The sequence below is a fragment of the Sphingobium sp. VMM genome (assembly GCF_056790315.1).
Map to the genome: position 1 here is coordinate 55965 of NZ_JBXGSI010000010.1, position 26168 is coordinate 82132.

Annotated in this window: 25 protein-coding genes and 1 pseudogene; 12 read left to right on the forward strand and 14 right to left on the reverse strand. The window is 63.6% G+C overall.

The features are described 5' to 3' along the window. Window positions 1-13: 13 nt before the first annotated feature. Entirely contained in the window at window positions 14-454 is a 441-nt protein-coding gene (locus ACUCV3_RS14340; protein WP_026109687.1) for a four-helix bundle copper-binding protein, read from the forward strand. 146 nt (window positions 455-600) lie between these two features. Here the strand turns inward: ACUCV3_RS14340 and ACUCV3_RS14345 are convergent, their stop codons facing one another. The 4 genes from ACUCV3_RS14345 to ACUCV3_RS14360 form a co-directional block, all read right to left on the reverse strand. Beyond that, window positions 601-1347: an HAD-IIB family hydrolase gene (locus tag ACUCV3_RS14345; protein WP_004213020.1), complete on the reverse strand. Its 747-nt coding sequence runs from the start codon at window positions 1345-1347 to the stop codon at window positions 601-603. Further along, complete coding sequence (locus ACUCV3_RS14350; protein WP_231729621.1) at window positions 1344-1490, reverse strand: HAD hydrolase family protein; 147 nt, start codon at window positions 1488-1490, stop codon at window positions 1344-1346. The genes ACUCV3_RS14345 and ACUCV3_RS14350 overlap by 4 nt, the downstream gene beginning before the upstream one ends. 250 nt (window positions 1491-1740) lie before the next feature. Beyond that, complete coding sequence (locus ACUCV3_RS14355) at window positions 1741-3207, reverse strand: multicopper oxidase family protein (protein ID WP_482240697.1); 1467 nt, start codon at window positions 3205-3207, stop codon at window positions 1741-1743. 622 nt (window positions 3208-3829) lie between these two features. Then, on the reverse strand, window positions 3830-4051 hold the full coding sequence (locus ACUCV3_RS14360; RefSeq protein WP_169863481.1) for a hypothetical protein: 222 nt from the start codon (window positions 4049-4051) through the stop codon (window positions 3830-3832). A 398-nt stretch (window positions 4052-4449) separates the two neighbouring features. Here ACUCV3_RS14360 and ACUCV3_RS14365 point away from each other — a divergent pair, with 398 nt between their 5' ends. After that, on the forward strand, window positions 4450-4851 hold the full coding sequence (locus ACUCV3_RS14365; protein WP_017501289.1) for a hypothetical protein: 402 nt from the start codon (window positions 4450-4452) through the stop codon (window positions 4849-4851). A gap of 156 nt (window positions 4852-5007) precedes the next feature. Here ACUCV3_RS14365 and ACUCV3_RS14370 read toward each other — a convergent pair whose 3' ends face one another. Next, the gene (locus ACUCV3_RS14370) at window positions 5008-5253 is read right to left on the reverse strand and encodes a hypothetical protein (RefSeq protein WP_482240698.1); all 246 of its coding nucleotides are present in this window, start codon (window positions 5251-5253) and stop codon (window positions 5008-5010) included. 326 nt (window positions 5254-5579) lie between these two features. Here ACUCV3_RS14370 and ACUCV3_RS14375 point away from each other — a divergent pair, with 326 nt between their 5' ends. The 7 genes from ACUCV3_RS14375 (at window position 5580) to hutC (ending at window position 13489) form a co-directional block, all read left to right on the forward strand. Beyond that, entirely contained in the window at window positions 5580-7100 is a 1521-nt protein-coding gene (locus tag ACUCV3_RS14375) for an aldehyde dehydrogenase family protein (protein ID WP_017501291.1), read from the forward strand. Window positions 7101-7126: 26 nt separating this feature from the next. Then, on the forward strand, window positions 7127-8152 hold the full coding sequence (gene adhP, locus ACUCV3_RS14380; RefSeq protein ID WP_017501292.1) for an alcohol dehydrogenase AdhP: 1026 nt from the start codon (window positions 7127-7129) through the stop codon (window positions 8150-8152). Window positions 8153-8177: 25 nt separating this feature from the next. Beyond that, window positions 8178-9884: a copper resistance system multicopper oxidase gene (locus ACUCV3_RS14385; RefSeq protein ID WP_017501293.1), complete on the forward strand. Its 1707-nt coding sequence runs from the start codon at window positions 8178-8180 to the stop codon at window positions 9882-9884. Beyond that, window positions 9881-10867 (forward strand): copper resistance protein B, encoded by a 987-nt coding sequence (locus ACUCV3_RS14390; RefSeq protein WP_026109204.1) that lies wholly within the window; start codon window positions 9881-9883, stop codon window positions 10865-10867. Before ACUCV3_RS14385 ends, ACUCV3_RS14390 begins: the two co-directional genes overlap by 4 nt. Next, complete coding sequence (locus tag ACUCV3_RS14395; protein WP_017501295.1) at window positions 10861-12102, forward strand: MFS transporter; 1242 nt, start codon at window positions 10861-10863, stop codon at window positions 12100-12102. The genes ACUCV3_RS14390 and ACUCV3_RS14395 overlap by 7 nt, the downstream gene beginning before the upstream one ends. Window positions 12103-12170: 68 nt before the next feature. Beyond that, entirely contained in the window at window positions 12171-12608 is a 438-nt protein-coding gene (locus ACUCV3_RS14400; RefSeq protein ID WP_017501296.1) for a DUF411 domain-containing protein, read from the forward strand. A 191-nt stretch (window positions 12609-12799) separates the two neighbouring features. Beyond that, on the forward strand, window positions 12800-13489 hold the full coding sequence (gene hutC / locus ACUCV3_RS14405) for a histidine utilization transcriptional repressor HutC (RefSeq protein ID WP_230588639.1): 690 nt from the start codon (window positions 12800-12802) through the stop codon (window positions 13487-13489). Window positions 13490-13492: 3 nt separating this feature from the next. Here the strand turns inward: hutC and ACUCV3_RS14410 are convergent, their stop codons facing one another. The 3 genes from ACUCV3_RS14410 to ACUCV3_RS14420 form a co-directional block, all read right to left on the reverse strand. After that, complete coding sequence (locus ACUCV3_RS14410) at window positions 13493-14227, reverse strand: PepSY domain-containing protein (RefSeq protein ID WP_004213137.1); 735 nt, start codon at window positions 14225-14227, stop codon at window positions 13493-13495. Next, window positions 14224-14928, reverse strand: coding sequence for a PepSY domain-containing protein (locus ACUCV3_RS14415; protein WP_004213138.1), 705 nt, complete (start codon window positions 14926-14928; stop codon window positions 14224-14226). Before ACUCV3_RS14415 ends, ACUCV3_RS14410 begins: the two co-directional genes overlap by 4 nt. A gap of 63 nt (window positions 14929-14991) precedes the next feature. Beyond that, a complete protein-coding gene (locus ACUCV3_RS14420; RefSeq protein WP_482240699.1) occupies window positions 14992-17640 on the reverse strand; it encodes a TonB-dependent receptor plug domain-containing protein in 2649 nt (882 codons plus the stop codon). A gap of 217 nt (window positions 17641-17857) precedes the next feature. On the opposite strand from ACUCV3_RS14420, the pseudogene ACUCV3_RS14425 reads away from it, so the two are divergent. From ACUCV3_RS14425 to ACUCV3_RS14435, 3 genes and pseudogenes are all read left to right on the forward strand, one after another. Beyond that, window positions 17858-18067, forward strand: a pseudogene (locus ACUCV3_RS14425) (MFS transporter); the annotation flags it as partial. Window positions 18068-18163: 96 nt separating this feature from the next. Then, window positions 18164-18601, forward strand: a complete 438-nt coding sequence (locus ACUCV3_RS14430) for a DUF411 domain-containing protein (RefSeq protein WP_185706855.1) — start codon at window positions 18164-18166, stop codon at window positions 18599-18601. Between the two features lie 418 nt (window positions 18602-19019). Beyond that, complete coding sequence (locus ACUCV3_RS14435; protein ID WP_482240700.1) at window positions 19020-19706, forward strand: magnesium and cobalt transport protein CorA; 687 nt, start codon at window positions 19020-19022, stop codon at window positions 19704-19706. 61 nt (window positions 19707-19767) lie between these two features. Here the strand turns inward: ACUCV3_RS14435 and ACUCV3_RS14440 are convergent, their stop codons facing one another. From ACUCV3_RS14440 to ACUCV3_RS14465, 6 genes are all read right to left on the reverse strand, one after another. Next, the gene (locus ACUCV3_RS14440) at window positions 19768-20175 is read right to left on the reverse strand and encodes a response regulator (protein ID WP_482240701.1); all 408 of its coding nucleotides are present in this window, start codon (window positions 20173-20175) and stop codon (window positions 19768-19770) included. An 81-nt stretch (window positions 20176-20256) separates the two neighbouring features. Further along, complete coding sequence (locus ACUCV3_RS14445) at window positions 20257-20880, reverse strand: response regulator transcription factor (protein WP_185706857.1); 624 nt, start codon at window positions 20878-20880, stop codon at window positions 20257-20259. After that, window positions 20870-22405: a PAS domain-containing sensor histidine kinase gene (locus ACUCV3_RS14450; protein WP_482240702.1), complete on the reverse strand. Its 1536-nt coding sequence runs from the start codon at window positions 22403-22405 to the stop codon at window positions 20870-20872. The genes ACUCV3_RS14445 and ACUCV3_RS14450 overlap by 11 nt, the downstream gene beginning before the upstream one ends. A gap of 59 nt (window positions 22406-22464) precedes the next feature. Next, window positions 22465-22938 (reverse strand): DUF305 domain-containing protein, encoded by a 474-nt coding sequence (locus ACUCV3_RS14455; protein WP_026109206.1) that lies wholly within the window; start codon window positions 22936-22938, stop codon window positions 22465-22467. Window positions 22939-23028: 90 nt separating this feature from the next. Then, entirely contained in the window at window positions 23029-24177 is a 1149-nt protein-coding gene (locus ACUCV3_RS14460; protein WP_017501303.1) for a copper resistance protein B, read from the reverse strand. Next, window positions 24177-26102 (reverse strand): copper resistance system multicopper oxidase, encoded by a 1926-nt coding sequence (locus ACUCV3_RS14465; RefSeq protein WP_482240703.1) that lies wholly within the window; start codon window positions 26100-26102, stop codon window positions 24177-24179. Before ACUCV3_RS14465 ends, ACUCV3_RS14460 begins: the two co-directional genes overlap by 1 nt. Window positions 26103-26168: the final 66 nt, after the last annotated feature.

Here is a 26168-nt window from a genome sequence, read left to right on the forward strand (position 1 = left end):
AGATGGAAGGCGCATCATGATCGAGAGACGCGAATTGCTGATGGCGGGCGCCGGCCTTGCCGCCGCCGGAACGCTGGCTGCGCCGGCGGCGGCGCAGCAGCATCGAATGGAAGGGATGGCGATGTCGATGACGGACTGCATCGACGATTGCGTGGCGTCTCACCGCATGTGCCTGGAAACCGCCGCCTGGCTGACGAAGCAAGGCGGCGCGTCAGCCACGGCGTCGCTGATCGCCATGCTGAACGACTGTGCGGAACTGTGCCAGGCGACCGCCAACTCGATGCTGCGCGAATCCCCGCTCCATACCATCCTGTGTCGCGCCTGCGCTGACGCCTGCGAACGATGTGCGCGGGAATGCCTGAGCCACGTCGTGGACGAGCGGATGAAGCGTTGCTCGGCTACCTGCAAGGACTGCGCCGCCAGCTGTCGGATGATGGCGGACATGGCGAGCTGAGTTTCCTCGAACGCGCCCAGGCGTAGTGAGGTCAAGCAGCTCCAGCACCATTGAAGCGATCCGTCGGCTCTACAATGTGGGACCGCTGCGAAGCTGGGTCGTATGGGTGCGAAAGCGGGACTGGTTAAGGATCGGCGGTAGCGCTTCTAGACCAGCCAGGCAGCGATCGCGCCAACCACCGACTTGGTTTCGGCAACGTCGCGGACTCGCACGGTATCCAGCCCGAGATGCTTGGCCGGATAATCATTTCCGCCCGGGAAGATCGCGTCACCGAAGAAGATCATCTCGTCGAGTGCGACGCCGGTCTGCTCGGAAAGGCGCTTAAGGCCATAGGCCTTGTCTATCCCTTCGCGGGTGATGTCGATCGATGTCGCCCCGCCGATATTGATGGCAAAGCCTGGCAGCAACGGCTGGAGCAGGGCCTGCAATTTCTTGCGCTTGGCGTGATCGGGATCCCACGTGTCCTTGGCCTCGAGCGGCGCCTGCTGACCGAGCGCGGAGAATGTGATCTGGCTGCCGCGATCCTCGATCTGCTCGCCCCAGATGTTCTCGTTTGCATAGCCCGCCTGCTCGACCGCCTTGGTCAGTGCTTCGCGGATGCGCTGGCTTTCGTCGCCGGTGAACAGATCGGCATAGATACGCGTCCATTGGCCGTCGGCGTGACGATATAGCTTGGTGCCCGTGGTCGGCTGGATGATAAAATTGTCGAGCCGCGCACGGGCGGGCATGCGCGACACCACCTGTTTCTCGAATTGCGGCCAGTCGCCTCCGGAGATGATCGCTACCATCGTCACGTCGAGCAGGCGGGTAAGCAGATCCGCCATTTCATCGTCGAGCGGCTGCTTGTTGAGCGCGAGCGTTCCATCGAGGTCGAAAGCGGCCAGTCGCTTCATGATGATCCTCCCACAAGCGGCAGCAGAAATGCGTCGATGGCATCGGCGATGCCATCTTTGTCGTCGCTGGTTGAAATGTAGTGCGCTGCGCTACGGATCTCCTCAGGCGCCTTGCCCATGGCGATCGATAGGCCGGTGCGCACGAGCAAAGGGCAGGTCATTGGGCATGTGGCCGAGCGCCCGCGCCAGGGCATCGACGCCAGCTCGCTTGTTGGCATAGGGTGATGCACAAGTGTCCGGGATGATCGAATGCCTTCGATCGAGATGTGCGAAACGTTCTGGCCCAAGCCCGAAAAGGGAACAAAAACGAGAGTGGAGTTCGAAGTCACACGTCGAGCATTGCCCCCTTATTGGCAGATGCAGGATCGGATTTCGCTTCTTGAGTTGTTCCCACTACGTCACGGAAAACTGACCCATCATGCCTTCGTCCTCGTGCTCCAGGATATGGCAATGGAACAGGAAGGGCGCTTTTGAAGCAGGCTGGTCGAAGCGGATTAATAATTCGACCGGTTCGTCCACGACGATGGTGTCACGTGGCCCCTGATCAAGAAGATCTGGCTCCTCGCCATCGCGACTTAGCACGTCGAAGTGCACTCCATGAATGTGGAAGGGATGGGCCATTTTCTGCCCGGAGACTTTCCATATCTCGACGGCGCCAAGCTCGACCTCCTCATCGATTCGATCCATATCGAATCGCCTGTGGTTGATCGTTAGCGGCTCTTCGTCGCTATCCATCATGCCTCCCAGCCTCATGTTGAGCACCAGACGTCGCCGTGCGACGACCGTAGCCGGATCTGGCACCGCGCGGGACGCCAGGAGGAGGGGAAGCGTGGTGCTACCTCGCTTACTCGATGCCAAGCGCGGTGAGAATGTGAGGACAGTTTCATTGCCTGCGTTGTTTTCGCTAGCCTCGTGCCGATGCATCATGCTCATGCCATGCATCCTCAGGGTGCTTTGGTCTGGAGCCGAGACCAACGAGACCGGTCTGCCATCGCTGAAGTCCACCAAAATCTCAGCCCGCTGACCGGAGGCCAGAGGGAGGGACTGCAATTCAACGGACTTTTCCAAAAGGCCGCCCTCGGTGCCGATCCAATAAAAGGCTCGTCCGTCGCTGAACGAAAGATCGTAAGTCCGGGCATTCGAACCATTTACAAGCCGCAGCCGCACTAAGCTTCTGGGAACGTCTGCTCGCGGGTTGTACGCGCCGTTTACGAGAATAACGTTGCCCCGCCTCCCGTCCAGCGCCACCATCATGCCCGCCGGTAACACCAGACGGCCATCCACGAACTGCCGATCCTGGATCAAGATTGGTAGATCGTCGACGCCATAATCCGAAGGCAAACCGAGACCTTGCTCTTCCTCGTCGGTGACGAAGAGCAATCCCGCTAGGCCTGCATAGACCTGCTGCGCCGTTTGGCCATGTGCATGCGAATGATAAAAGAGAGTGGCCGCCGGCTGACGGATCGGCAGCGTCGGACGCCAAGTCTCGCCTGGACTAATGGTCTGGTGGGGGCTGCCGTCCAGCTCTCCCGGTACGAGCAGCCCGTGCCAGTGAACCGTGGTATCAGCAGACAGATTGTTGCTGACTGTCACCGTCACGTCGTCCCCGCGATGTACCCGCAGAGTCGGGCCGAGATAGCTGCCGTTGTATCCCATGGTGGCGCTCCGCCGCCCTGGGAAGAAAGTGGTTTCCCCTTCCTGCGCCCTCAGTCCAATTCTCTGCCCATGGTCGCGTGCATCTAACAGGCGAGGAATGGGCAGCGTGCCTGCTTGGTCCGGCGTCGCAAATCTGCGCGTGCATGCCGCCCCCAGCAGGAGGCCTCCGCCCGCCAAGAGAGTTCGCCGATTCAGAAAAGTCATTTCGAAGCCCCTCCTGAGCAATCGTGAAACTGACGCAAGCGCGCTTTTCTCGATCCCGATGAGATCCACCGAGGCGAAGCGCCGCTCTTCCCTTAAAGGGCGCGCGGGAGGGCAATATCCGTAATACCCGAACCGATCGCTTTTGTGCCCGCCCCCTCTGGGAAGACAAAATTGCCCTTCTAAGCTGGTCGCGGCCCTCGCCAGTTGATCAATCATCAGCCAGGCGAGCGTTCAATCACTGCGGCACCGATCCGAGCGAGCGTCTATTCCGACAATTTAGCCTGGGCCAGTCCGAGTGGCTGGTTCGGCGGTGGGCCTTGCCACGATCGCGCCGAAGCAAAAGCGGCGTGCGATTTACGTTTCGCTGTTCGCCACTGCAGCAGGCGGCGTCGCTTTCCAGTGCTCGGGCTAGGCGGAGGCTTTGATGGCCGCCGTCTTCGGTCATCCGCGCCCAGCTTTTGCTAGCAGCCGAACTAAAGCGGACATTGCAGGCTGACCGCCAGCTTCGCAAATTACGTATACTGCCGCCTCCAGGCCGACACCATCTCAACGGCAAGCTCCCTGGGGAGCGAGAATCGACCGGGCATGTGTCCGGTCGAACTGAAACTCAGACTTGAAGGAATCATATTTGCGCAAGAAAGCAGCGATTATCGCGTCGCTCGCAGCCTTTGGCGTCCTTGCCGTCGGCGCCGGGCCAGTTCTCGCCGATGGGATGCCGCCGGGCATGCCGGACCTTGAGCAGACGCTCAAGGCGAAGCCGGCGCCGGCTCGGTCCGAGACGGCCCAGATGCAAGGAATGCGACACCGCGAAGTGCGGATGCACGGTGAGATGATGCAGGACCATCGGATCGCTATGCGGGAGATGGGAACCCAGGACGGAGCCTCCCGCATGTTGCGTAGGTCGCGGGGCGGTTGCTGACCCTGCACTTAAGCCAGCTCCGATCACGAGGCGGGGTGGCCAACGACCGTGGCCTGGTTCAACTGCAGCTTTGGCCCGCCGTTCTCCCACGGCGGGCCAATTGGTTTTTGCACTTCGCTGTCGGCCGCCATCAAGCGGGATCATGAATTCGCTTGACCTTGGACCATGGTCCACCCCGCACGATCCCGCGCATGCTAGTCGCGATCCAAAGCGGATTCGTAAGTTACGTATACAGACTGCGTCTCGCTAGCAGCATTGAAGCTTCGGAATTGCCGGGATCGGAACGTCGATCGGGCAACAGGACGAACACTCGGAGACCCTCAATGCGACAGACGACACTTCTAGCGGCGACCGTCAGCCTCTTCGCGACGCTAACCTTCGCCGCCGGCACCGCTCTCGCCCAGTCGACGCCCGCGCCCGCACAGACTGCGCCGGCCCATGCCCACCAGCAGGGCATGGATCATGGCGGGCAGCAGATGCACGATCAGATGATGAAGGATCATCAGGCCGGCGCGCAGAAGCAGCAGGGGCAACCGGCCCAGCAGGATCAACAGGGCATGTCGGGGATGGCCGGCATGTCCGGCGGGTCGCCTGCATCGAACGGCTCGGGCATGGCCGGTAAGGCGAAGAGTGGCTGCTGCAAGATGCCGATGAAGAAGGCCAAGCCGGCCGCGAAGAAGAAGACCGCCAAGCCCATGGCCGACAAGCCGATGAGCGACATGTGAAGTTTCCAGCCCCGATAAAACACCCCCCGGGGCTGAGGGCCCGCCGCCGCCCCCGCGGCGGGCCAGTTCTTTGACGATGCCCAGCGTCGCCCGTGCTCCCGGCCTTCAAAACCGGGTCCGAGCGTCTGACGTGACAGAGGAAACAGCGATGCGAAATCATCTTGGCGTCGGTGCTGCTATTGGCTTTCTGTTCTTTGCAGCACGCCGCTCCTCGCACAGGGTATCGGCCATAGCTTGTTCATGCGCGGCAAGATCGTCCGTATGGATGCGGGCGGCACAGTGGCCTGCCTGGGCAAGGCCGATGGCGCGCACATCGGGCAGATACTCGAAGTCTATCACGCAACGCCGCGACACCGCCGCCTTGTCGGTCATGTCGAAGTCGACCAGATTTTCGACGACCATTACGCTCATTTTCGCGTGAGGGACGGGACGCTTCAGAAAGGCGATTGGGTGAGCCTAAAGCGCGTCCGGGCGTAACGCCAGAATTGGAATGCCAAGCGCCGCCCTCCCCAAAAGAAGAATCAGCCGAGTAGCGTGTCTCGGCATAATTCCGATCATGCGTGCGCGAATAGGTTCGGGAGTCGATGAATACTCATCGGCTCCGTTGGCGTGTCTGACCCTCAAAGACCGCGACACCGATACCAAACTACCTTCTGCGGAACTTACTTATAGGCCGCCCGGGCAAAGAGATTACTCCGTCAGGCCATCGATAGAGATGGAGTCAGGTTATGTTCGAGAAGGCGATCGGGACCATCAATGCGGCGGCCTCCTTCCGACACCGCTATGATAATTTCATCGGTGGTCGATGGAACGCTCCTGCGAGCGGCGAGTATTTCGCCGACAAGAGCCCGATCAATGGTGCCCAGATCGCAGAGTTCGCGCTGTCGACGCCGGAAGATGTCGAGCGCGCGCTCGATGCGGCGCACGCCGCCAAGGATCAATGGGCAAGAATCGCCCCCGCCGAGCGCGCCAGGATTCTCAATCGCGTCGCCGACCGGCTCGAGGATAATCTGGAGCTGCTGGCGCTTGCCGAGACGATCGACAATGGCAAGCCGATCCGCGAGACGCGTGCTGCCGACGTTCCGCTTGCGATCGACCATTTCCGCTACTTCGCCGGCTGCATCCGGGCGGAGGAAGGCGGCATCTCGACGATCGATGCGGACACCATCGCCTATCATTTCCGCGAGCCGCTCGGCGTCGTCGGCCAGATCATCCCGTGGAACTTCCCGCTGCTGATGGCGGCGTGGAAGATCGCGCCGGCGCTGGCGGCCGGCAACTGCACCGTCATCAAACCCGCATCCCAGACGCCGCTCACCTTGCTGATGTTCGCCGAGCTCACCGCCGACATCCTGCCGCCCGGCGTGCTCAATGTCGTCACCGGCCCGGGACGGACCGTTGGCCAGGCGATCGCCGCCAATCCGCGCATCGCCAAGGTCTCGTTCACCGGCGAGACCGTCACCGGCAAGCAGATCATGCACGCCGCGGCGGACCATCTGATCCCCCAGACGATGGAGCTTGGCGGCAAGTCGCCCAACATCTTCATGGCGGACGTGCTCGACGAGGACGATGCCTTCTTCGACAAGGCGCTCGAAGGCTTTACTTTGTTCGCCTTCAACAAGGGCGAGGTCTGTACCTGCCCGTCGCGCGCCCTGATCCATGAGTCGATCTTCGACCGCTTCATCGAGCGCGCCGTGGCGCGCGTCGCCGCGATCCGCCAGGGCGATCCGCTCGACCCGTCGGTCCAGGTCGGCGCGCAGGCGTCGGAGGACCAGCTCCACAAGATCCTGGGCTATATCGATATCGGCAAGGCCGAGGGCGCGCAGTGTCTGGTCGGTGGCGCCAGGGCGCTGCCGGGCGGTGCGCTCGACCAGGGCTATTTCGTGCAGCCGACCGTGTTCGTGGGTCAGAACCACATGCGCATCTTCCAGGAGGAGATCTTCGGTCCCGTCCTGTCGGTCACCACGTTCAAGACGGTCGAGGAGGCGATCGCACTTGCCAATGACACCGCCTACGGTCTTGGCGCGGGCGTCTGGACCCGGAGCGGCAACACCGCCTACCGGCTCGGCCGCGCGATCGAGGCCGGGCGGGTCTGGACCAACTGCTATCATCAGTACCCCGCCCATGCCGCCTTCGGCGGATACAAGGCATCGGGCTTCGGGCGTGAAAACCACCGGATGATGCTCGATCATTATCAGCAGACCAAGAATCTGCTCGTCTCCTATGACGAGCACGCGCTCGGCCTATTCTGACCCCCCGCTTAAAAGGAGAAACGGACATGGCGAAAACCATGAAGGCGGCGGTCGTCCGCGAATTTGGCAAGCCCCTGGTCATCGAGGACGCGCCGATCCCGACGGTCGGCCCCGGGCAGGTCCTGGTCAAGATTGCGGCAACCGGCGTGTGCCATACCGACCTGCACGCGGCAGAAGGGGACTGGCCGGTCAAGCCCAACCCGCCCTTCATTCCCGGCCATGAGGGCGTCGGGCATGTCGCCGCCGTTGGTGCCGGCGTCACCCATGTGAAGGAAGGCGACCGGGTCGGTGTGCCCTGGCTCTACACCGCCTGCGGGCACTGCGTGCATTGCCTGGGTGGCTGGGAGACGCTTTGCCACGAACAGCAGAACACCGGCTATTCGGTCAATGGCAGCTTTGCCGAATATGTCCTCGCCGATCCCAACTATGTTGGTCACCTTCCCGACAATGTCGACTTCCTCGACATTGCGCCGATCCTCTGCGCGGGCGTCACCGTCTACAAGGGACTGAAGGCCACCGAGGCCCGGCCCGGCGAGTGGGTGGTCGTCTCCGGGATTGGCGGGCTCGGCCACATGGCGGTGCAATATGCCCGAGCCATGGGTCTCAATGTGGCCGCGGTCGACATCGACGATAGCAAGCTCGACCTCGCTACACGCCTTGGCGCCACACTGACGGTCAACGCGCGCAGCGAGGACCCTTCGGCAGCGCTCAAGAAAGCCATTGGCGGCGCGCACGGGGCGCTGGTGACCGCTGTTTCGCCCAAGGCGTTCCAGCAGGCGCTCGGCATGGTCCGGCGCGGCGGCACGGTCGCGCTCAATGGCCTGCCGCCGGGCGACTTCCCGTTGTCGATCTTCGACACCGTGCTGAACGGCATTACCGTGCGCGGCTCGATCGTCGGCACGCGGCTCGATCTGCTCGAGGCACTCGCTTTTGCCGGCGAGGGCAAGGTCAAGGCCACGGTCCATGCGGACAGGCTCGAGAACATCAACGACGTCTTCTCCCGCATGCATCATGGCGACATCGAGGGCCGGATCGTCCTCGACCTCGCCTGAACCCGACTTCGCGAAAGTACAGTTCATGTCTCCCTTACATATCCGCCCGATCGCGCGGCGCCGTTTCGTCCAGGGGCTGGCGATCGGCGGCGCGGTCGCCGGTTTCGCCCCGGCGCTTCTCGCGCGATCCGCCCCAGTCTCGCCCGCTGAGCTGAGCGGGACCGAGTTCGACCTCGAGATCGCCGAGCTGCCGGTCAACTTCACCGGCAAGCGCCGTATTGCGACCGCCGTGAACGGCAGCGTGCCCGCGCCGGTCCTGCGTCTGCGCGAAGGCGACACGGTCACGCTGCGCGTGCGCAACGGCCTCAAGGAGATGTCGAGCATCCATTGGCACGGCATCATCGTGCCGGCGGAGATGGACGGCGTGCCCGGCATCAGCTTTGCCGGCATCGCGCCGGGCGAGACCTTCACCTATCGCTTCGAGGTCCGCCAGAGCGGAACCTACTGGTATCACGCTCACACGCTCGCCGAGCAGACGGGACTCTATGGAGCGATCATCGTGGAGCCGAAACAGGCGCCGACGGCGCGGGCGCCCGATCGCGACTATTGCATCGTGCTCAGCGATTGGTCGGACGAGCCGCCGCTGCAGATCTTCCTCAATCTCAAGAAGCAGAGCAGCTACTATAATTTTGCGCAGCCGACCGCCGGCGATTTCCTCAAGGATGCCGGCGCCATGGGCCTTGGCAGGGCGCTCGAGCGCCGGCGGATGTGGAACAGCTCGCGGATGAACCCGACCGACTACAGCGATGTCTCTGCCGCGACCTATACCTATCTGATGAACGGCGCGCCGCCCGCCGGCAACTGGACCGGTATCGCCGCGCCCGGCGAGCGCGTGCGCCTGCGCTTCGTCGGGGCGGGGACGGCGACGTTCTTCGACGTGCGGATCCCGGGGGTCGAGCTGACGGTCGTATCGACCGACGGGCAGCCGGTCGAACCGGTCACGGTCGAGGAATTTCGGATCGGCCCGGGCGAGACCTACGACGTCGAGTTCACCATGCCCGAGGGCGGCGCCCGCACCATCTTCGCGCAGGCTATCGATCGGAGCGGCTATGCCCGTGGTACGATCGCACCAGCCCCGGGCATGGCGGCAGCCGTGCCGCCGCTCGATGCCCGGACCTGGCTCGAGCCGGTCGACATGATGGGCGCGATGGCGACGATGGGCGCAATGGGAGGCGACGCGCATGCCGGGCACGGCATGATCGAGATGCCGGCCAGGGCACAGCACGCCCGCACCGAATATGGCGCCAATACCGACATGCGCGTCGACTATCCGCGCACCAATCTCGACGATCCGGGCGCGGGCCTGCGCGGGCGCGACTGGCGCGTGCTGACGCTGGCCGACCTGCGCACGCCGGGCGGCGATCCCGACCCGCGCGAGCCCGAGCGCGATATCGAGCTGCATCTGACGGGCAATATGGAACGGTTCATCTGGTCGCTCGACGGCCTCAAGCTCAACGATTCCCGGCCGCTCCATTTCAGGCCGAACGAGCGGCTGCGCGTAACCTTCGTCAACGACACGATGATGGCGCATCCGATGCATCTGCACGGCATGTGGAGCGATGTCGAAGGCCCGGACGGCGCCTTCCAGGTCCGCAAGCATACAGTCGTGGTCCAGCCCGCCCAACGGGTGAGCTTCCGCGTCACCGCCGACGCCTTGGGTCGATGGGCCTTTCACTGCCATCTGCTCTATCACATGGCGGCCGGCATGTTCCGGGAGGTGGTGGTCGCATGATCCGGATTTTCCCCTCGCGCGGCATCGCTCTTGGCGCTGCCCTCTTCCTGGCGCCGGCGATCACGGCTCCCGCTCTCGCGCAGGATGCCTCGCCCCCGTCGCCCGCCACCACCCCTGCCCAAACGGCCACTCCCGCTCCGCACGCCCCTTCCGCGCAAGGCTCTCAGGACCATGCGGGCATGGGCATGCCGGGCATGGATATGACCGACACGAAGGCGTCCGGTAACGGCGCCACGATGGACATGGGCTCGATGCAGGGTGGCAAGGCCCCGCCGGACGCGCGCAACTCGGACGATTATGCCGACGGCTACCGCAACTCGACGCTGCCGGGCTATGAGATGGCCGACAAGCTCTCGATCCCCAAGATACTTGTCGATGAGCTCGAGTTCACCAGCGGCAACGAGGGGCAGGGCGTGGGCTGGACCGTGCTCGTCACCAAGGGTCAGGACAATGACAAGCTCTGGCTGCGCAGCCAGGGGCTCAAGAACTCCCGCGACCAACGTCTCGATCCGGAAAGCAGCGTCGAGGCGCTGTGGTGGCACAGCAAGAACCCGTTCTGGGGCACGCTGCTCGGGGTCAGGCAGGATCTCGGCAAGGGCGCGACGACGTGGCTGGCCGCCGGCGTCGAGGGACTGGCGCCTTATTGGTTCGACGTCCAGTTCACCGGCTATGTAGGAACCGATGGGCGTCTCGCGGCGCGCGCCAAAGCCTCCTATGAGGTCCTGTTCACCAATCGGTTGATCCTTACGCCGCAGGTGGAGACCAATATCTATTCGAAGCGGTCGGGCGATCGGCAGCTCGGCAGCGGCTTCAGCAATGTTGAGCTGAGCGGACGGTTGCGCTACGAGGTGTCGCGCAAGTTCGCGCCCTATATCGGCTTCGTCTGGGAGCGCGCATTTGACGGCACGGCCGATTTCCGTCGCCTGCGCGGGGAAGGGCCTTCCGAACACAGGCTGGTGATCGGCTTGCGCGCCTGGTGGTGATCCGGGGATGGCGACTTGAGGGATCGACCGCGAACGCGCCGCGTTACAAGGCTGGATCGCAAGCCAACGGTCGCTGGCCGGCCTCTTTTTTCGTCTTGCTGCTCGCGGCGGCTGCGGCGTCGGCGGGACAGACGGCCATTCTCGCCTTCCTTCCGACACTGGTCGACCCGGCTCGTGGCGCGCTATCGTCAAGCGCTCATGATTTTCATGTCGCGAGCCTGACCGCGGTCCACCCCCTGGCTGCCTTGCTGGCGGCGCCGCTCTGGGGCTGGATCGCGGACCGGGTCGACTATCGGGCGATGTTGCGCGCAGCGCTGGTCATCCTCGCGCTGGTGACCGCGCCGATCGGCCTCGTCGGGCTGCCTGAGCTTTATGCATTGCGCCTGGTGGCGGGGATGGCGGCGGCCGCCATCATACCGCTGGGATTGCTCTGCGCGAGCTTTGCCGCAAACGGGCGCGCGGACCAGGCGCGGCGCTTCACCTGGCTGACCGCCTTCGTGTTTCTGGGCGATCTCGCCGGTCCGCTGGTGGCGGAGGTCTCGGCCGCGATCCTGCCCCGCGCTCCCCTCATGATCCTCGCTCTCGGCATCGGTGCCGTCGGGGCGGCGCTTTGCGCCGTTCGTCTGCCGCGCTGGTGTGCACCTTGCATCGATGGCGGAGACCTGCCCGCGCCGACGCTCGGCGCGACGCTGATCCTGCTTTTCGTCACGATCGTCGCGGGCGGCGGGCTGGCGGCGATGCATGTCAATCTCCTGGTGACGCGGAGCGTCATTTCGCTGAGCCGCGAAGAGATCGCCTGGATGCTCAGTCTCTGCGGATTGGGCATGCTGGCAGCACAGATCTTCCATGCGAGGCTCGATTGGCTGGTGACCATGCCGAGGCGGCTTGCGGGGCTGACGCTCGGCCTGCTGGCTGCGGCGCTCTTCCTGTTCCCTGTCGCCGCGAGCATGGCCGAACTCAGTGGGATCATCGTTGCTGCCGGCTGGAGCTCGGCAACCCTTCGATTGGTCACCAGCTTCTGGATCAGCGGTGCGGCAGCCCCTTCGGGTCTGAAGCTCGGTCTCCAGCATTCCGCCGCCAGCATCGGGCAGGCGCTCGCGCCGCTGGCGATCGCCGTCGTCGCTCCCGGGGCGCAGCACTTAGTCTTGTGGGGGATTGGTGGTCTGTCGCTGGCGCTGCTTGTGTCCTTGCCGCTCGCCTGGAGGCCGCGCGCCATCGTGAAATCTTCAGCGTGATGAGGGGTAGGGGGCATCAATGCGTATAGATCATTAGGAACCCTATCGCATGCTTCCGGGAGCCGTTCATGAAGACCCGTCTTTCTGCCGCCTTGCTGTTCCTCGCCCTGCCCGGCGCAGCGCTTGCGGCGAATGATGTCGTCGTCCACCGGGACCCGGGTTGTGGATGCTGTGAGAAGTGGGCCCAGGCGCTTCGCGCGAAGCTGGGCCGCACGGTCGTCATGCGCGACGATGCGTCGCGCGGGGCGCTTCAGCGGAGGGCCGGCATGCCGGGCACGCTGGCATCCTGCCACAGCGCGATGGTTGATGGCTATCTGATCGAGGGCCATGTCCCGCTCGCCGATATCAAGCGCCTGCTGGCAACCCGTCCCGTAGGCGTCAGAGGCATTGCGGTGGCGGGGATGCCGATCGGCTCGGAGGGCATGGAAGTGGCAGGCGCCGCCCGCCAACCCTATGCGGTGGTGTCGTTCGGCAGTTCGGGCCAGAAGGTCTTCGCGCGGCATTGATCACGCACGCCTCGGCTCTCGCTGGTGATTTCCTGTTTGAATGACTGGGACTTGCTCGCCCCCACCTGTATAGTCATTTGATGCATGCTCCCGCTCGCCCCCATAGCCGCGCATCCGCTCCCCGGACGAAAGCTGCTTCTGTGGGCGAACCCGCGGTCGACGCTGCCGGTGCGGAGAAGCAACCTCGCTATGTGGCGATCAAAGACAGCATTTTCGAGGACATCCGGGAAGGTCGCCTGAAGCCCGGCGACCAGACGCCGTCAGAGGCCGAGCTCGTCGAGACGTTCAAAGTCTCGCGCATGACCGCAAACCGGGCGTTGCGGGAACTGCAATCGGCCGGTGTCGTGGTACGGCGGGCGGGGCGGGGCAGCTTTGTCGCCGAGCCCCGGCCGATCGGGCAGCTGATCGAGATCCGCAACATCGCGGAGGAGGTGCGCGGCAGGGGCCACGCCTATCGCGCGCGCGTCATTTATAATATCGAGATACGGGCTGATGCGGAAAGGGCAGCTCTGCTGGAAGTCGGCTTGGGCACGCGCCTCTTCCATTCGCTTATCGTCCATCACGAGACCGAATTCCCAATTCAGGTCGAGGAGCGCTTTGTGCTGGCATCTGCTGCGCCACGCTACGGAGAGAGGGATTTCAGCGCCTCGACGCCGAATGAATATCTGACACGTGTTGCCCCGCTCGAGCGAGTAGAGCACCGGGTGTGCGCGGCGATGCCGGATACAGCCATGCGAACAATGCTGGGCCTCGCTGAAGGAGAACCAGTGCTAATGATGACGCGCAGAACCTGGAGTCGCGGACGTCTCGTATCGCACGCTTGGCTCACGCACCCGGGCAATCGGTTCGAGCTATCGGCGGCTTTTTCTGTTGGGACCTAGCGATCAGCCCGCGCCCAACTTGACGGCCGATTTGCGCCTGCGCCGCAACCATCGCACGTCGGCGCGACTGAAGCTCTTAAACAGCAGGTAGAAGCCCGTCCCCGACAGCCACAAAGTACCGAACGCAACGAAGACGATCAGCGGGTGATTGAAGCTGGTGCGGTTCACATAGTCCATATTGTGGAGCATCCAGAAGAAATCCCAGGTGCGCCATGTGTCGCCGCGCATGACCAGGAATCGGCCGGTGTCGGCGGAGATGTAGGCGCTGCTGTTCTCTGCGTCCGCGAAATCCAGTCGCCACATGGTGCCTTCGTGCTCGCGCGCTTCCACATTCGGTTCGGCGAGCAACGTTGCCTTGCGGATCGGTGCTTCATTCACCATCGTCGCGACGTCGCGCGCGACCTGCTCGTCGACCCGAACCGGGGCGCCGCTCGTCGCGTCGATTAGCCGCGTGCCCGTGGTGGATCGAAGCTCGTAGACGGGGCGTGTGGCAAGGGACCGCAAGGCGATGCCGAGCACGGGACCATCAAGAGCGAGCTTTGCCGGCGCAATATAGTCACCGGCAGGTAGGGCGTGCTGATGGCTGGCCTGCGCACTGTGTCCGCCGACCTTCTCCTGATCGAGCAAGGCCATCATCGAGCCGCTCAGAGCCCAAAGGAGAAACTGCACGCCCAGGATCAGGCCGACCCATTTGTGGATGCGCCGAAAAAAGAGCGGGGTGAACCGGATTTTCTTCATGCCTTCTTCTTCCTGCGCCGCGGGAACGACCAAAGCAGCAGCCAAGCCCCGGCCAGCGCCATGGCAAGGGCACTCCAGGTCGCCACGCGCAGCAGCGGATTGTTGACGTCGGAGCGATCGTCATAGTCCATGATGTGCAGCATCCACGCGAAATCGAACACGCGCCACAGCGCATGGCGGCGCGAGATCAGCTCACCGGTCTGCGGAGAGAGATACAGGGTTGGCCGGTTCCAGGCATCGAATTCGACCTGCCAATAGGGAGGCTTGCGCGCCTGCATTTCCAGTGGCGCCGTCGTCAGCAGCCGGGCTGCGACGATGTCCCCGGTGCCGCTGTAGATGCGCCGAGCGGCGGCGCGGATTTGTGCCTCGCTCAAATCGGGGATGGGCTGTCCCGAACCTGCATCGAAGAGTCTTGGACCACCCGGGGTTTGCGCGCGCCAGACGGGCTGATCCATGAACCGTTGCAGGCGGATCTCGGACGCGTCGGGAGCCGATTGAACAATCCGCGCCGGCGGGACGAAGCTCGCAAGGTCGATGGGGGCGACGACCGGTGGGCGGACCAGATCGTCGCCATGGATGATGTCGATATGGACGGCCACCATATAGAAGCCGGTCAGCGTCCAGAGCAGAACCTGGACGCCGACGATCAGGGCCAGCCACTTGTGCGTCCGGCGGATGACCAAAGGCCAGCGAATTGCCATGTGCTGCCCTTCAGAACGCGGTTCGGAAGCCGGCGTAGAAGCGCCGTCCGAGCAGATCATAGGTCATCGTGTCGGTGTTGGCATCGGTGAAGCTCTGGATATAGGGCGCCTTGCGTCGAACAGATTATCGGCCCCGATCTGGAAACGTGTCTTCTCGTCGATCGCGAAGGCAAGCTGAAGATTGTGGTAGAAGACGTTCGGCGTGCGGTAGCCGATGTCGCCGGCCGATGCGTTGAAGTCGGTCGCCTTGCCGATCCATTGTGTCGACCAGGTCGCGCTGATGCCGTCCTTTTCCGCCGTCAGCACGCCATAACCACGCCATTTCGGATAGCCGCCATTGCCGCCCCCGATAAACCCGTCGAAATAGATCGGCGCGCCGCCGGGGAAGGGGTTTACGACATATTTGTTGAGATAGGTCATGTTGAGATCCAAGGAGATCTTCACCTCGCCCACCGCACCACTGTACACCAGACCCAGATCGAGACCATTCATCTCCTCGCGGCCGGTGTTGATGGGCTGGGCGGAGAGGTAAGTGACCTCGCCGGTCAGCGCGCTGCGCGTAAAGTCGCTGCAGAACGGGTGCGACAGGTTCTGGCTCGCATAGCAGACTGCGAGCTTGGTCGAGCCGGGAATGGCCCGGATCGCGTCCTTGATCTTGATGTCGAACCAGTCTGCCGTCAGCGACAACCCTGGGATGATGCCGCGCGGCGATATCACCGTACCAACGGTCCAGGTCGTGGAGCTTTCGGGCCGAAGGCTCTGGTTACCGCCCACTGTGGTGAGGATCGTGGTGCCGAGCTGCGTATAGTTGGCCGGCACACCGGACGCCTGACAATTGGCGATCAAGGTCACGTTGCCGCTGGAGGTGTAGCGCGAGCAGGGATCGGTCGTGGTCAGATTGCCTTCCGAGACGCCGCCGAAAAGCTCCGGCACGTTGGGAATGCGAAAGCCCGTCCCATAAGTGCCGCGCAGACGGATGCTGTCATTGACTACCCAGTCGGCACTGAGCTTGTAATTCCAGTCGCTCCCGAAGAGATTATAGTCTGAGTAGCGGACTGCGCCATCGAGCGTGAGCGCCTTGGCGAAAGCTGTGTTGGCAAGCACCGGCACCGATAGCTCGAGATAGGCTTCCTTGGCGGTGCTCGAGCCCGAAATAGGATCCTGCTGATTGACGTTCGCCACGCCGAGCACCGTCAACGGGTCGGGATCGCGCCAGCCTTTTTCGCGCCGATAGACCACGCCGGTGGCGAAGGACACCGCGCCGGCTGGAAGGGAGAAGAGATCGCCGTTGAGGTCAGCCGTGACCGTGCCGAGTTCGTTGCCTCCGCGATCGCGCGAGGTGAACAGAATATAATCCAGAACCTGAGGTGTCAGGTCTCCGAACCCAAGATAGTCACCGCAGGGGATGGCCGCGCCCGCCGTGCTGGAGCATTTGCTCCTGTCGAGCGTGTTCGCGACGCGCTCGAGATTGGCGATGTTGGTCGAGCCGTCGACGGCCGTGTTACGCCCGAAGCTGCCCGCGACTTCCCAGGCCCAGTCGTTCGCCAGCTTGCCGCGCAGCCCGAAGGTGCCTTGCCAGGTATCGGTCTCCTGGAAGAAGTGGCGCGCGCCGGGTTCGGCGAGGCGGCGCTGGGCCAGGACCAGGTTCTGGCCGGTCGGATTGGTCGGATTGCTGGCTGGTATCGAGAGATTGCGCAGCGTGCCGGGTGTCGCGATCTGATTCGACTTGCGGAACGTATAGAGGAACTCGCCGAACGCCTGGATACCGTCGGTCAGCGCATAGTCCGCGAAGAAGGCCGTGCTGACGCGCTCGACTGGGCTGACCGCATTGAGAAACGGGTTCGAGTTGAAGTTGTGCTTGGCGGGACTGTAAGGCTCGTAGAAGTTCCCGTTCCCTCCGGGTACCTGGTTGAAGTTGATCTGTTGGCCGTTGGGCAGCACCGCGCGTCCGCCGATCGTCGAGGCGCTGTTGACGCAGCTCAGCGAGCCCGGCGTCGTTTCAGCGAGCGAGCAGGGCGCACGCGAGGCCATGTTGACGGCGCTGGTCTTCTGGTAGGTGACTGCTGCCATGAACCCGCCACGATCGTTGCGAATGCCCCAAAGTAGGTCCGCGGTGAGATCGGAGCCGTCGCCGCGCTCGGTAATGCCTTGTCGGACGCTGAGACCCAGGCCTTCATAATCGGTGCGCGTGACAAGGTTGACCACGCCGGCCATGGCATCGGCCCCGTAGATAGCGGACGCGCCATCCTTGAGGACATCGGTGCGTGCCAGCGCCACGACCGGGATCATGTTGAGATCGGGTGAGGAATTGGCGCCGGTGCCGCCCGCGACGAGGCGTCGGCCGTTGAGGAGCACGAGTGTGCGCTTGATGCCGAGGCCGCGCAGATTGACCTGAGCAGTGCCATAACCGTTGTTGGTCCAGTAGGCCGATGTCTGGTTGCCCGCGAAGCCGGCATTGGCCGGCAAACGCTGCAAGGCGGTTTCGATATTGACGATGCCGGTATTTTGGATCTGCTCGGCGGTGACCACGGTGGCCGGTCCAACCCCGGCCAGATCCTGCCGACGGATTCGTGAGCCGGTAACGACGATGTCGCTGGCATCCTCCGGGACTTGTGCCTTTGGCTGGGGTGTCGGATCGGCCTGAGCGAGAGCCGGCGCGGCGTAGCCCGCGACGATGGCGGCGCTGCCGAGCAGGGCCATCCTGATGGTCATGTGCAATCCCCCTGATGTTTTAGAACAGCCACAGACAACATCAGTTGTATATACAGGTCAACAGTATTTTTCCTGTTTTTCCAACAGCTTAGTCTCGTGAAATTTAGATAGAGATATAGCTGTAATACGCACGCCAGACGTCGAACCCTCATGACTGAAGAGATATTTTTGCGAGCGCTCATTTGCGAAAGCTTTTGAAAGAAGAGGATAGAATATCATACCTTTCGTCGCGGGCGGCGGGCTGACGGCGATGCATGTCAATCTCCTGGTGACGCGGAGCGCCATTTCGCTGAGCCGCGAGGAGATTGCCTGGATGCTCAGTCTCTGCGGATTGGGCATGCTGGCGGCACAGATCTTCCATGCGAGGCTCGATTGGCTGGTGACCATGCCGAGGCGGCTTGCGGGACTGACGCTCGGCCTGCTGGCCGCCCACAATCGTGAAAACATCTGCGTGATGAGGGGTAGGGGGCATCGATGCGTATAGATCATTAGGATCCCTATCGCCTGCTTCCGGGAGCCGTTCATGAAGACCCGTCTATCCGCCCTCTTGCTGTTCCTCGCCCTGCCCGGCGCAGCGCTTGCGGCGAATGATGTCGTCGTCCACCGGGACCCGGGCTGTGGATGCTGTGAGAAGTGGGCCCAGGCGCTTCGCGCGAAACTGGGCCGCAAGGTTGTCATGCGCGACGATGCGTCGCGCGGGGCGCTTCAGCGGAGGGCCGGCATGCCGGGCACGCTGGCATCCTGCCACAGCGCGATGGTTGATGGCTATCTGATCGAGGGGCATGTCCCGGTCGCCGATATCAAGCGCCTGCTGGCAACCCGTCCCGTAGGCGTCAGAGGCATTGCGGTGGCGGGGATGCCGATCGGCTCGGAGGGCATGGAAGTGGCGGGGGCTGCCCGCCAACCCTATACGGTGGTGTCGTTCGGCAGCACCGGGCAGCATGTTTTCGCGCGGCACTGATGCTGAGCAAGCTCTCGATAATCCGAAATCCTACTTCGCCTGGCCGAACGATGTCGAGACCAGGAGCGGCGCACGGCGCTTGCCCGACGCCGACCTTGCGTGGGCGTACTGCTGCCCTCAAGAGCGATGAAATATCATCTCAATTTAGTGATCTAATATCCGGTGTCGTAGGGACGTCGGGGGCAATGACCCGTGGCGCGGATTGAGTCATCCATGTCACCGGGGTCGCGACACCTGCGCATCACAAGCGCGTCGCATCGCGAGCATCGCTCAATTCGATGGACGGCGAACACGCTGTTCTCGCTCGCGATGCTTGTCGTGTTCTGCTGGCACGGCATCCTTGTCCAGACGCATTTTCACACCAACGTCTGGCCGCTGTCCGCAGCGTCCGAATTGGCTTCGAGCAACGGTCTTACACATGGGCTCCACCGCGATATTCCTGGGCGAGAATTTCCTCATCACCGTTCGGCAGGGTTCGGCACGTTCGCACAGCGAGCTTCGCGCGCATCTCGAAATCACGCCGGAGCTGCTGCGCGAGGGTCCGGACTATGTGCTCCACGCCATTCTCGACTTCATCGTCGATGGCTATTTCCCGATCGTCGAGGCGATCGAGGAGGACGTGCTCAAGATGGAGCAGCGGATGCTTGCGGCCTTCCTCACCCGCGAGGAGGTGACCCGGATTTTCACGCTGCGGCGTGTGCTGGTCCGCTTCCAGCGCGTGCTCGGTCCCATGCTCGAGGTCGGTCGCAAGCTGGTGAACCTGCAGCTTCCGCGGCTTGATGAGGCCTCCAAACCCTATTTCCGTGATCTGCTCGATCACATGCTCCGGGTTGAGAGCGCCATCACCGGCATCCGCGACATCCTGATCTCGGTGTTCGAGGCGAGTCACCTGCTCGAACAGCAGCGCCAGGGTGCGATCACGCGTCAGCTTGCCGCCTGGGCCGCGATCCTCGCGGTGCCTACCGCGATTGCCGGAATCTACGGCATGAACTTCGAGAATATGCCCGAACTGAAGACGCAGTGGGGATATTTCGTCATCCTCGGCGTCATCGCCGCAGTCTGCATCGGACTCTACATCCGGTTCAAACGCAACCACTGGCTTTGACGTCGCTGACCGCTTGCCACATCGCGCGAGGTTGAGGCCGCCGGGGGCAGGTTGCCACAATTCAATGCTTTCGAAGCGTCTCGGCGCGGTGCCGGTCCAACGCATCGAGCAAAGCCCTGCCGATCAAAGGCTTTGCGAGAACGTGATCGAAGCCTGCCTCGGCGGCCCGCGAGGCCAGCAGCGTGTCGTGAAAGCCTGAGATCATGATGGCGCGTCCCGACCATCCGATCTCGCGAAGGTGACTCAGCATCGCGAATCCGTCGATGTCGGGCATGCGATAGTCGAGGATGACGCAGTCTGCTTCCTTCGCGCGGGGGTCGGCCAACAGCGCGTGGCCGGTCGTATATCCCCACACGGCATAGCCGCGCGATCTTAGCAGCAGCTGGAGGACACGCCGCACGCCGGGATCGTCGTCGGAGACGAGGATGGTGTATCTGCCATCATGCTGGGTGGAACGGACCGATGGCATTGCGAGAAGCGGACACCCGTGTGACGATTGCACCATCGATCGCATATCGCGCCTCGTCCCGTCGCTACGTAGAGGTCGCAGTCATTTCGGCTTGCGGCCCATGCCAGCGGCAAAGGCGATCCGCAGGGCTTCGGACAGATTGCGAACCTCGAGCTTGGACATCAGGCTCGCGCGATGGACCTCGACCGTTCGCGACGAACAGCCCAGGTCATAGGCGATTGTCTTGTTAGGCAGGCCGTTAGTCAGCCCTTCGAGCACTTCCCGCTCCCGGGGCGTCAGTGCAGCGACCCGCACCCCTGCTTCGGACGTTTCCAGGGTACGAAGGTCGACATCGTCGAGACGCGCGAACGCGCGGCTGACGGCGCCGAGCAGGGCGGCTTTCTCGAAGGGCTTCTCGAGAAAGTCAATCGCGCCGCCTTTCATAGCCTGCACAGCTACCGACACATCGCCGTGGCCGGTCAGGACGATGACCGGCATGTTGATCCCACGCGCAGCCATAGTGGTCTGGACTTGGAGACCGTCCATTTCAGGCATCCGCACATCCAAGATAACGCAGCCTACTTCAGCGGACTTCGCTGTCCTGAGAAATTCCACTCCGGAGGTGTAGGCGATGACATCATAGCCCGCGGTTTTGAGCGCGAAGCTTGCCGCCTTGCGGATGCTCTCCTCGTCGTCGACCAGATGAATGATGCGTCTATCCCCCATGTTCCTCCTTCGCCCGCGCGTGGATCAGCGTGAAGTGAAAGCACGTGCCGCCGCGGTCGGGGCGCTCCATCCAGATACGGCCGCCATGCGCTTCGATGATGGTCCGGCAGATCGAGAGGCCGAGGCCCATGCCGTCGGCCTTTGTCGAGTTGAACGCCGTGAAGAGCTGCTCGCGGACCTCGTCGGCGATGCCGGGGCCGGTATCCTCCACGGTCACCTCGATCAGCCCGTCAGGGCGCAACCTGGTCGCCACCTTGAGGTCGCGAACCGGACACTCCGCCATCGCCTCGATGGCATTGCGCATCAGGTTGACCAGCACCTGCTGGATCTGCACCCTGTCGACGAGGACCGGCGTCGCGGCGGGATCGACCGCGAAAAAGCTGCGTATGCCGCGCTCGCGTGCGCCGACCAGCGCGAGCTGGCTCGCCTCGGCGATGACCTGCGGCAGCTCGTGGAGGCTCTTGTCGACCTCGCCGCGGGCGACGAAATCGCGCAGGCGCCGGACGATATGGCCGGCCCGCAGCGTTTCCTGTGCCGCATCATCCATCACCGACCGTAGCGACACGAAGGGTTCGTCGTCCCGCTCGTCGAGCATGTCGCGGATCGTCTCGAGATAGAGCGCGACTGCGGCAAGCGGCTGGTTGAGTTCGTGGGCGAGGGTCGAGGCCATCGTGCCCATCGCGCTCAGCCGGGAGACATGGACCAGCTCCGCCTGCAGTTCCTTGAGCCTGAGCTCATCCTGCTCCTTGGCGGTGAGATCCTGGATGAACCCTGTGAAAAGCCGCTGGCCCTCTTCACCGGCCTCGCCGACCGACAACTGCATCGGGAAGGTCGAGCCGTCGCGGCGCTGGCCGACCACGACGCGACCGAGGCCAATGATCCGGCGCTCGCCGGTCTGCAGATAATGCGCGAGATATTCGTCATGCCGGTCGCGATCGGGCTGGGGCATGAGGCAGGAGACGTTGCGGCCGACGAGCTCGGCTTCGCTGTAGCCGAACAGGCGTTGTGCCGCTGCGCTGAACGACGTGATGGCGCCGGTCTCGTCGATGATGATCATCGCATCCGGCACCGTCGCCAGAATCGATTGGAGATGCTGCTCGCGGGTCTCGATCGATGCGCGGACCGCCGCCTCGTCGGTGACATCGCGGCTGATGCAGGCGAAGCCTCGATGTGTGTCGCCTTCGAACAGGGCGCTGATCGTCAGGCGCGCGAGATACTCCGCTCCGTTCTCGCAGACCCGCCACGCTTCGCGCTCCAGCGTGCCCTCGTGAAGGGCGGCCGCCAGGTCTGCGCGTGGACGACCCGCCGCAATCTCGTCGGGCGGGTAGAACAGGTCATGGGGCTGTCCCAGGACGCGATCGAGGGGCCAGCATTCGGCACGCTCGCCTTCTTCATTATAGCTCAGCACGATCCCGGCAGGATCGAGCAGCGTCAGGACATGGCCGCCAGCCTGTCGCAGGAACAACGGCGCAAGCCGCACCACCTCCCTGGCAATCTCGTCCGGCCCGCGCCTCGTGTCGACCATCGTCCCGGCTCACATGCCTGGCCGGGCGCACGTATCCGGGCGTAGCCCGACCGTGCCACTCAGCGCCGCGCGAGTATGGCCTTCATCTCGTCGATTTCCTGCCGCTGCGAGCGCTTGATCGCTTCGCAAAGCCGGATGACTTCCGGATCGCTGAGCTTTGCTTCCTGGCACATCAGGATCGCCCCGGAATGATGCGGGATCATCGAGCGCAGAAAGGCCGTGTCGCCGATCGTGGTCTGGGTGCGGATGAGTGCAAAGCTGCCGAAGAAGGCGACCAGCGACGCGGCGATCAGCGCGATGTTGGCAGCTTTCGACGCGAACATGTGTCGCATGGCGAGGATCATCAGCACCACCATCGGTGCGACCATCATCAGCGTCATGTAGAGCATGTTGAGGTTGTTGTAGAAGCTGTCGAGCCCGTCGATCATGACGAACATCACCAGATACATGATGACGCCGCTGATGACGGTCTGAACGGCAAGGCTCCAATAGGCACCCATCTTCCGGGTGTTCATGTGGGACGAATGGTCCATGGCGTATCTCCTTCGCTCGGCGCCGGCCGACCTGGGTATGAGTGTAACGCCCCGCTCTCCTGTTCGCCCCCGCCATCAGCTGTCCCGATCCTAGAACCAGAAGCGGATGCCGGCGACGAAGCTGGTGGCATGGACGTCCTCGCCCGCAAGCCTCGACAGCCGCGCCGTGTCTCCGGCTTTGCGCAGATAGGAAACGCCGATGTAAGGTGCGAACTGGCGGCTGAATTCGTAGCGCAGGCGCGCGCCGAGCTCTATGTTGACCAGCCCCGAACCGATGTCGTTCTCCGGAATATCCTGCGCGGCGAAATTGACCTCGGCGCGCGGCTGCAAGATCAGGCGCTGGGTGATGCGCTGGTCGTAATAGCCCTCGACCCGGCCCAGAAGGTCGCCCTTGGTCGAGAGGAACAGCGCGCCTTCGACCTCGAACATGCCAGGAGCCAGGCCCTCGACGCCGATCGTCGCGTAGGTGCGGTCGGGCCCGCGGCCGAAGTCCTGGCGGATACCGCCCTGAAGATTGAAATAGGGGTCGATGGCCCGGCTGTAGAGCACCTGCACCTCGGCGCTGTCGATGCCGCGGCCGAACTCGCCTTCGCCCTCGCTCTTGAGCCAGAGCCGGTTGATATCGCCGCCGTAAAAGCCTTCGCCATCCCAGCGATAGCCATCGCGACCGCTATGCGCTTGATACTCGAACAGGTTGAGCAGCACCTGCCCGAAATTGTTGCCGCCGCTGTCCTTCATCATGATGTCGCGTGAGCGCGCCATCTCGGCGCCGGGAAAATCACGATCGGCGAAGTGGTCGCTGGGGGGAGGCGGCGGGGGCGCATTGCCGGCCGGAAGCGCCGTGCCGGTCATTTGCATGCCGGGCATGGCGGTCTGGCCATGCTGCGAATGGTCCATCCCGGGCATGTCCGGCATCGCGCCGTCCTGATGCTGGGAGTGGTCCATGCCCGGCATGTCCGGCATCGCGGGAGACGCGGGTTGCGGCTGACCGGCCGCATCTCCCTGCGGCGCAGGACTGGCCTGGTGCTGCGAATGGTCCATCGCCGAGGTGGCGTCTGGCGCTGGTGTCTGAGCGCGCGGCCTGGCGGCGGCCTTGTCCTTCTTCTTCTCCTGCGCCGGCGGCACCTCGCCCGGCGGCGCCATGCCGGGCATGCCGTGCATTGAATGATCCTGGGCAAAGGCGGGCGCGGCAGCGAAAAGGGCGATCGCGCTCACCAGCGGCGTGAGGATGCGGGTCATTACGCGTCTCCCTTCGGACGGACGCTCACGACCCGCATCATCCCGGCATGCATGTGGTAGAGGAGATGACAGTGGAAGGCCCAGTCGCCGACCGCGTCGGCGGTGAAGTCCCAGGTCACCTTGCCGCCGGGCTGGACGATTACCGTATGCTTGCGTGGCGCATGATCGCCATGCCCCGTCACCAGCTCGAAAAAATGCCCGTGAATATGGATCGGATGCCCCATCATCGTGTCGTTGATGAGATTGACGCGCACCCGCTCGCCTTCGATGAAGGAGATCGGCTCGTGATGGTCCGACATTTTTTCGCCGTCGAACGACCACATGAACCGCTCCATGTTGCCGGTGAGTTGAATGTCGATGCTGCGGCTCGGCGCGCGCACGTCCGGATTGCGATCGAGCGCCATCAGGTCCCTGTAGACAAGCACCTTGTGGCCGACGTCGGCGAGGCCCTGGCCGGGCTCGCCGGTGCGGTCGACGGGCATCGGCGAGATGGTCTGGACGCTCGGGTCGCGCTTCACCTGCGGCGCGTTCGAGAAGTCGCGCATCTTCATCGACCCCATCGCGTGCCCGCCATGGTCCATGCCCGCCATCTGGCCATCGGCGCCCATCGCGCCGTGGTCCATCCCGCTCATCGCGGAATGATCCATCCCCGAATGATCCATGCCTGCCATGGCGCTATTGTCCATGGTCGCCATCGCTGCCGCCGCGCCGGTCGCGAGGCGCGCGGACGCGTTCTTCTCGGCCGTCGGATCGACGCCCCGCATAGCGCCGCCCGACATGTCCATGCCTTCCATGCCCGGCATCGAGGACATGTCCATGCCCATGTCCTTCATGTCGGCGAGCGGCCGTTTGCGTAAGGGGGGAACCTCGCCGGCCATGCCGGCGCGCGGCGCGAGCGTGGCACGCGCCATGCCCGAGCGGTCGATCGCCTCGCCGACAAGGGTGTAGGCCTTGTCATCGCCTGGGCTGACAACGACGTCGTAGGTCTCGGCAACACCAATCTGGAACTCGTCGACGGTGACCGGCACCACATTCTGCCCGTCGGCCTGGACGATGGTCAGCGGCAGGCCGGGGATGCGGACGTTGAAGGTGGTCATCGCCGACGCATTGATGACCCGCAGCCGCACCCGTTCGCCCGGGGTGAAGAGCGCGGTCCAGTTGTCCATCGGACCATGGCCGTTGACGAGATAGGTGTAGGTGGATCCGGTCACATCGGAGATGTCGGCCGGGTCCATCCGCATCTGGCCCCAGTCGAGCCGGTCCTTGAGCGGCTGATCCTTGCCCGACAGGAGCCCGGCCAGGGTCTGGCGCTGGAAATTGAAATGGCCGGGGTTGACCTTGAGGCGCCGGAAGATCGCCTGCGGCGAGAGCGCGCTGTGATCGGCGAGCACGATGACATGCTCGCGGTCATAGGCGACCGGATCGGCACCGGCGGGATCGATGATGATCGGGCCGTAATGGCCTTCCTGTTCCTGCAGGCCTGAATGGCTGTGATACCAGTAGGTGCCGCTTTGCACGACGGGGAACTGGTAGAGGTAGTTCGATCCCGGCTTGATGCCCGGAAAAGACACGCCCGGCACGCCGTCCATATTGGCCGGCAGGATCAGCCCGTGCCAGTGGATCGAGCTGTCCTCCTCGAGTTGATTGACGACGTTGAGCCGCACGCGCTGGCCTTCGCGCAGCCGGATCAGCGGGGCGGGGACCGTGCCGTTGAGACCGATTGCGCGGAACTTGCGCCCGTCGATGGTCATCGACTGCCGGGCGATGGTCAGCGTGATGTCTTCGCCCGACACGGTCGGTAGCGTCGGTCGCATCCCCGGCGAGATGGTCTGCGCCCAGGCAGGCAGCCAGGCTGATAATGCGGCGCCACCACCGGCGAGGGCCGCGCCGCGAAGGAACTGGCGGCGGTCGAGGGCAGAAATCATTCGGTTTGTCTCAGCTTGCGGAAAGAGGGCGGACCTATTGGAAATACGCAGCCCACCCGCCTGCCC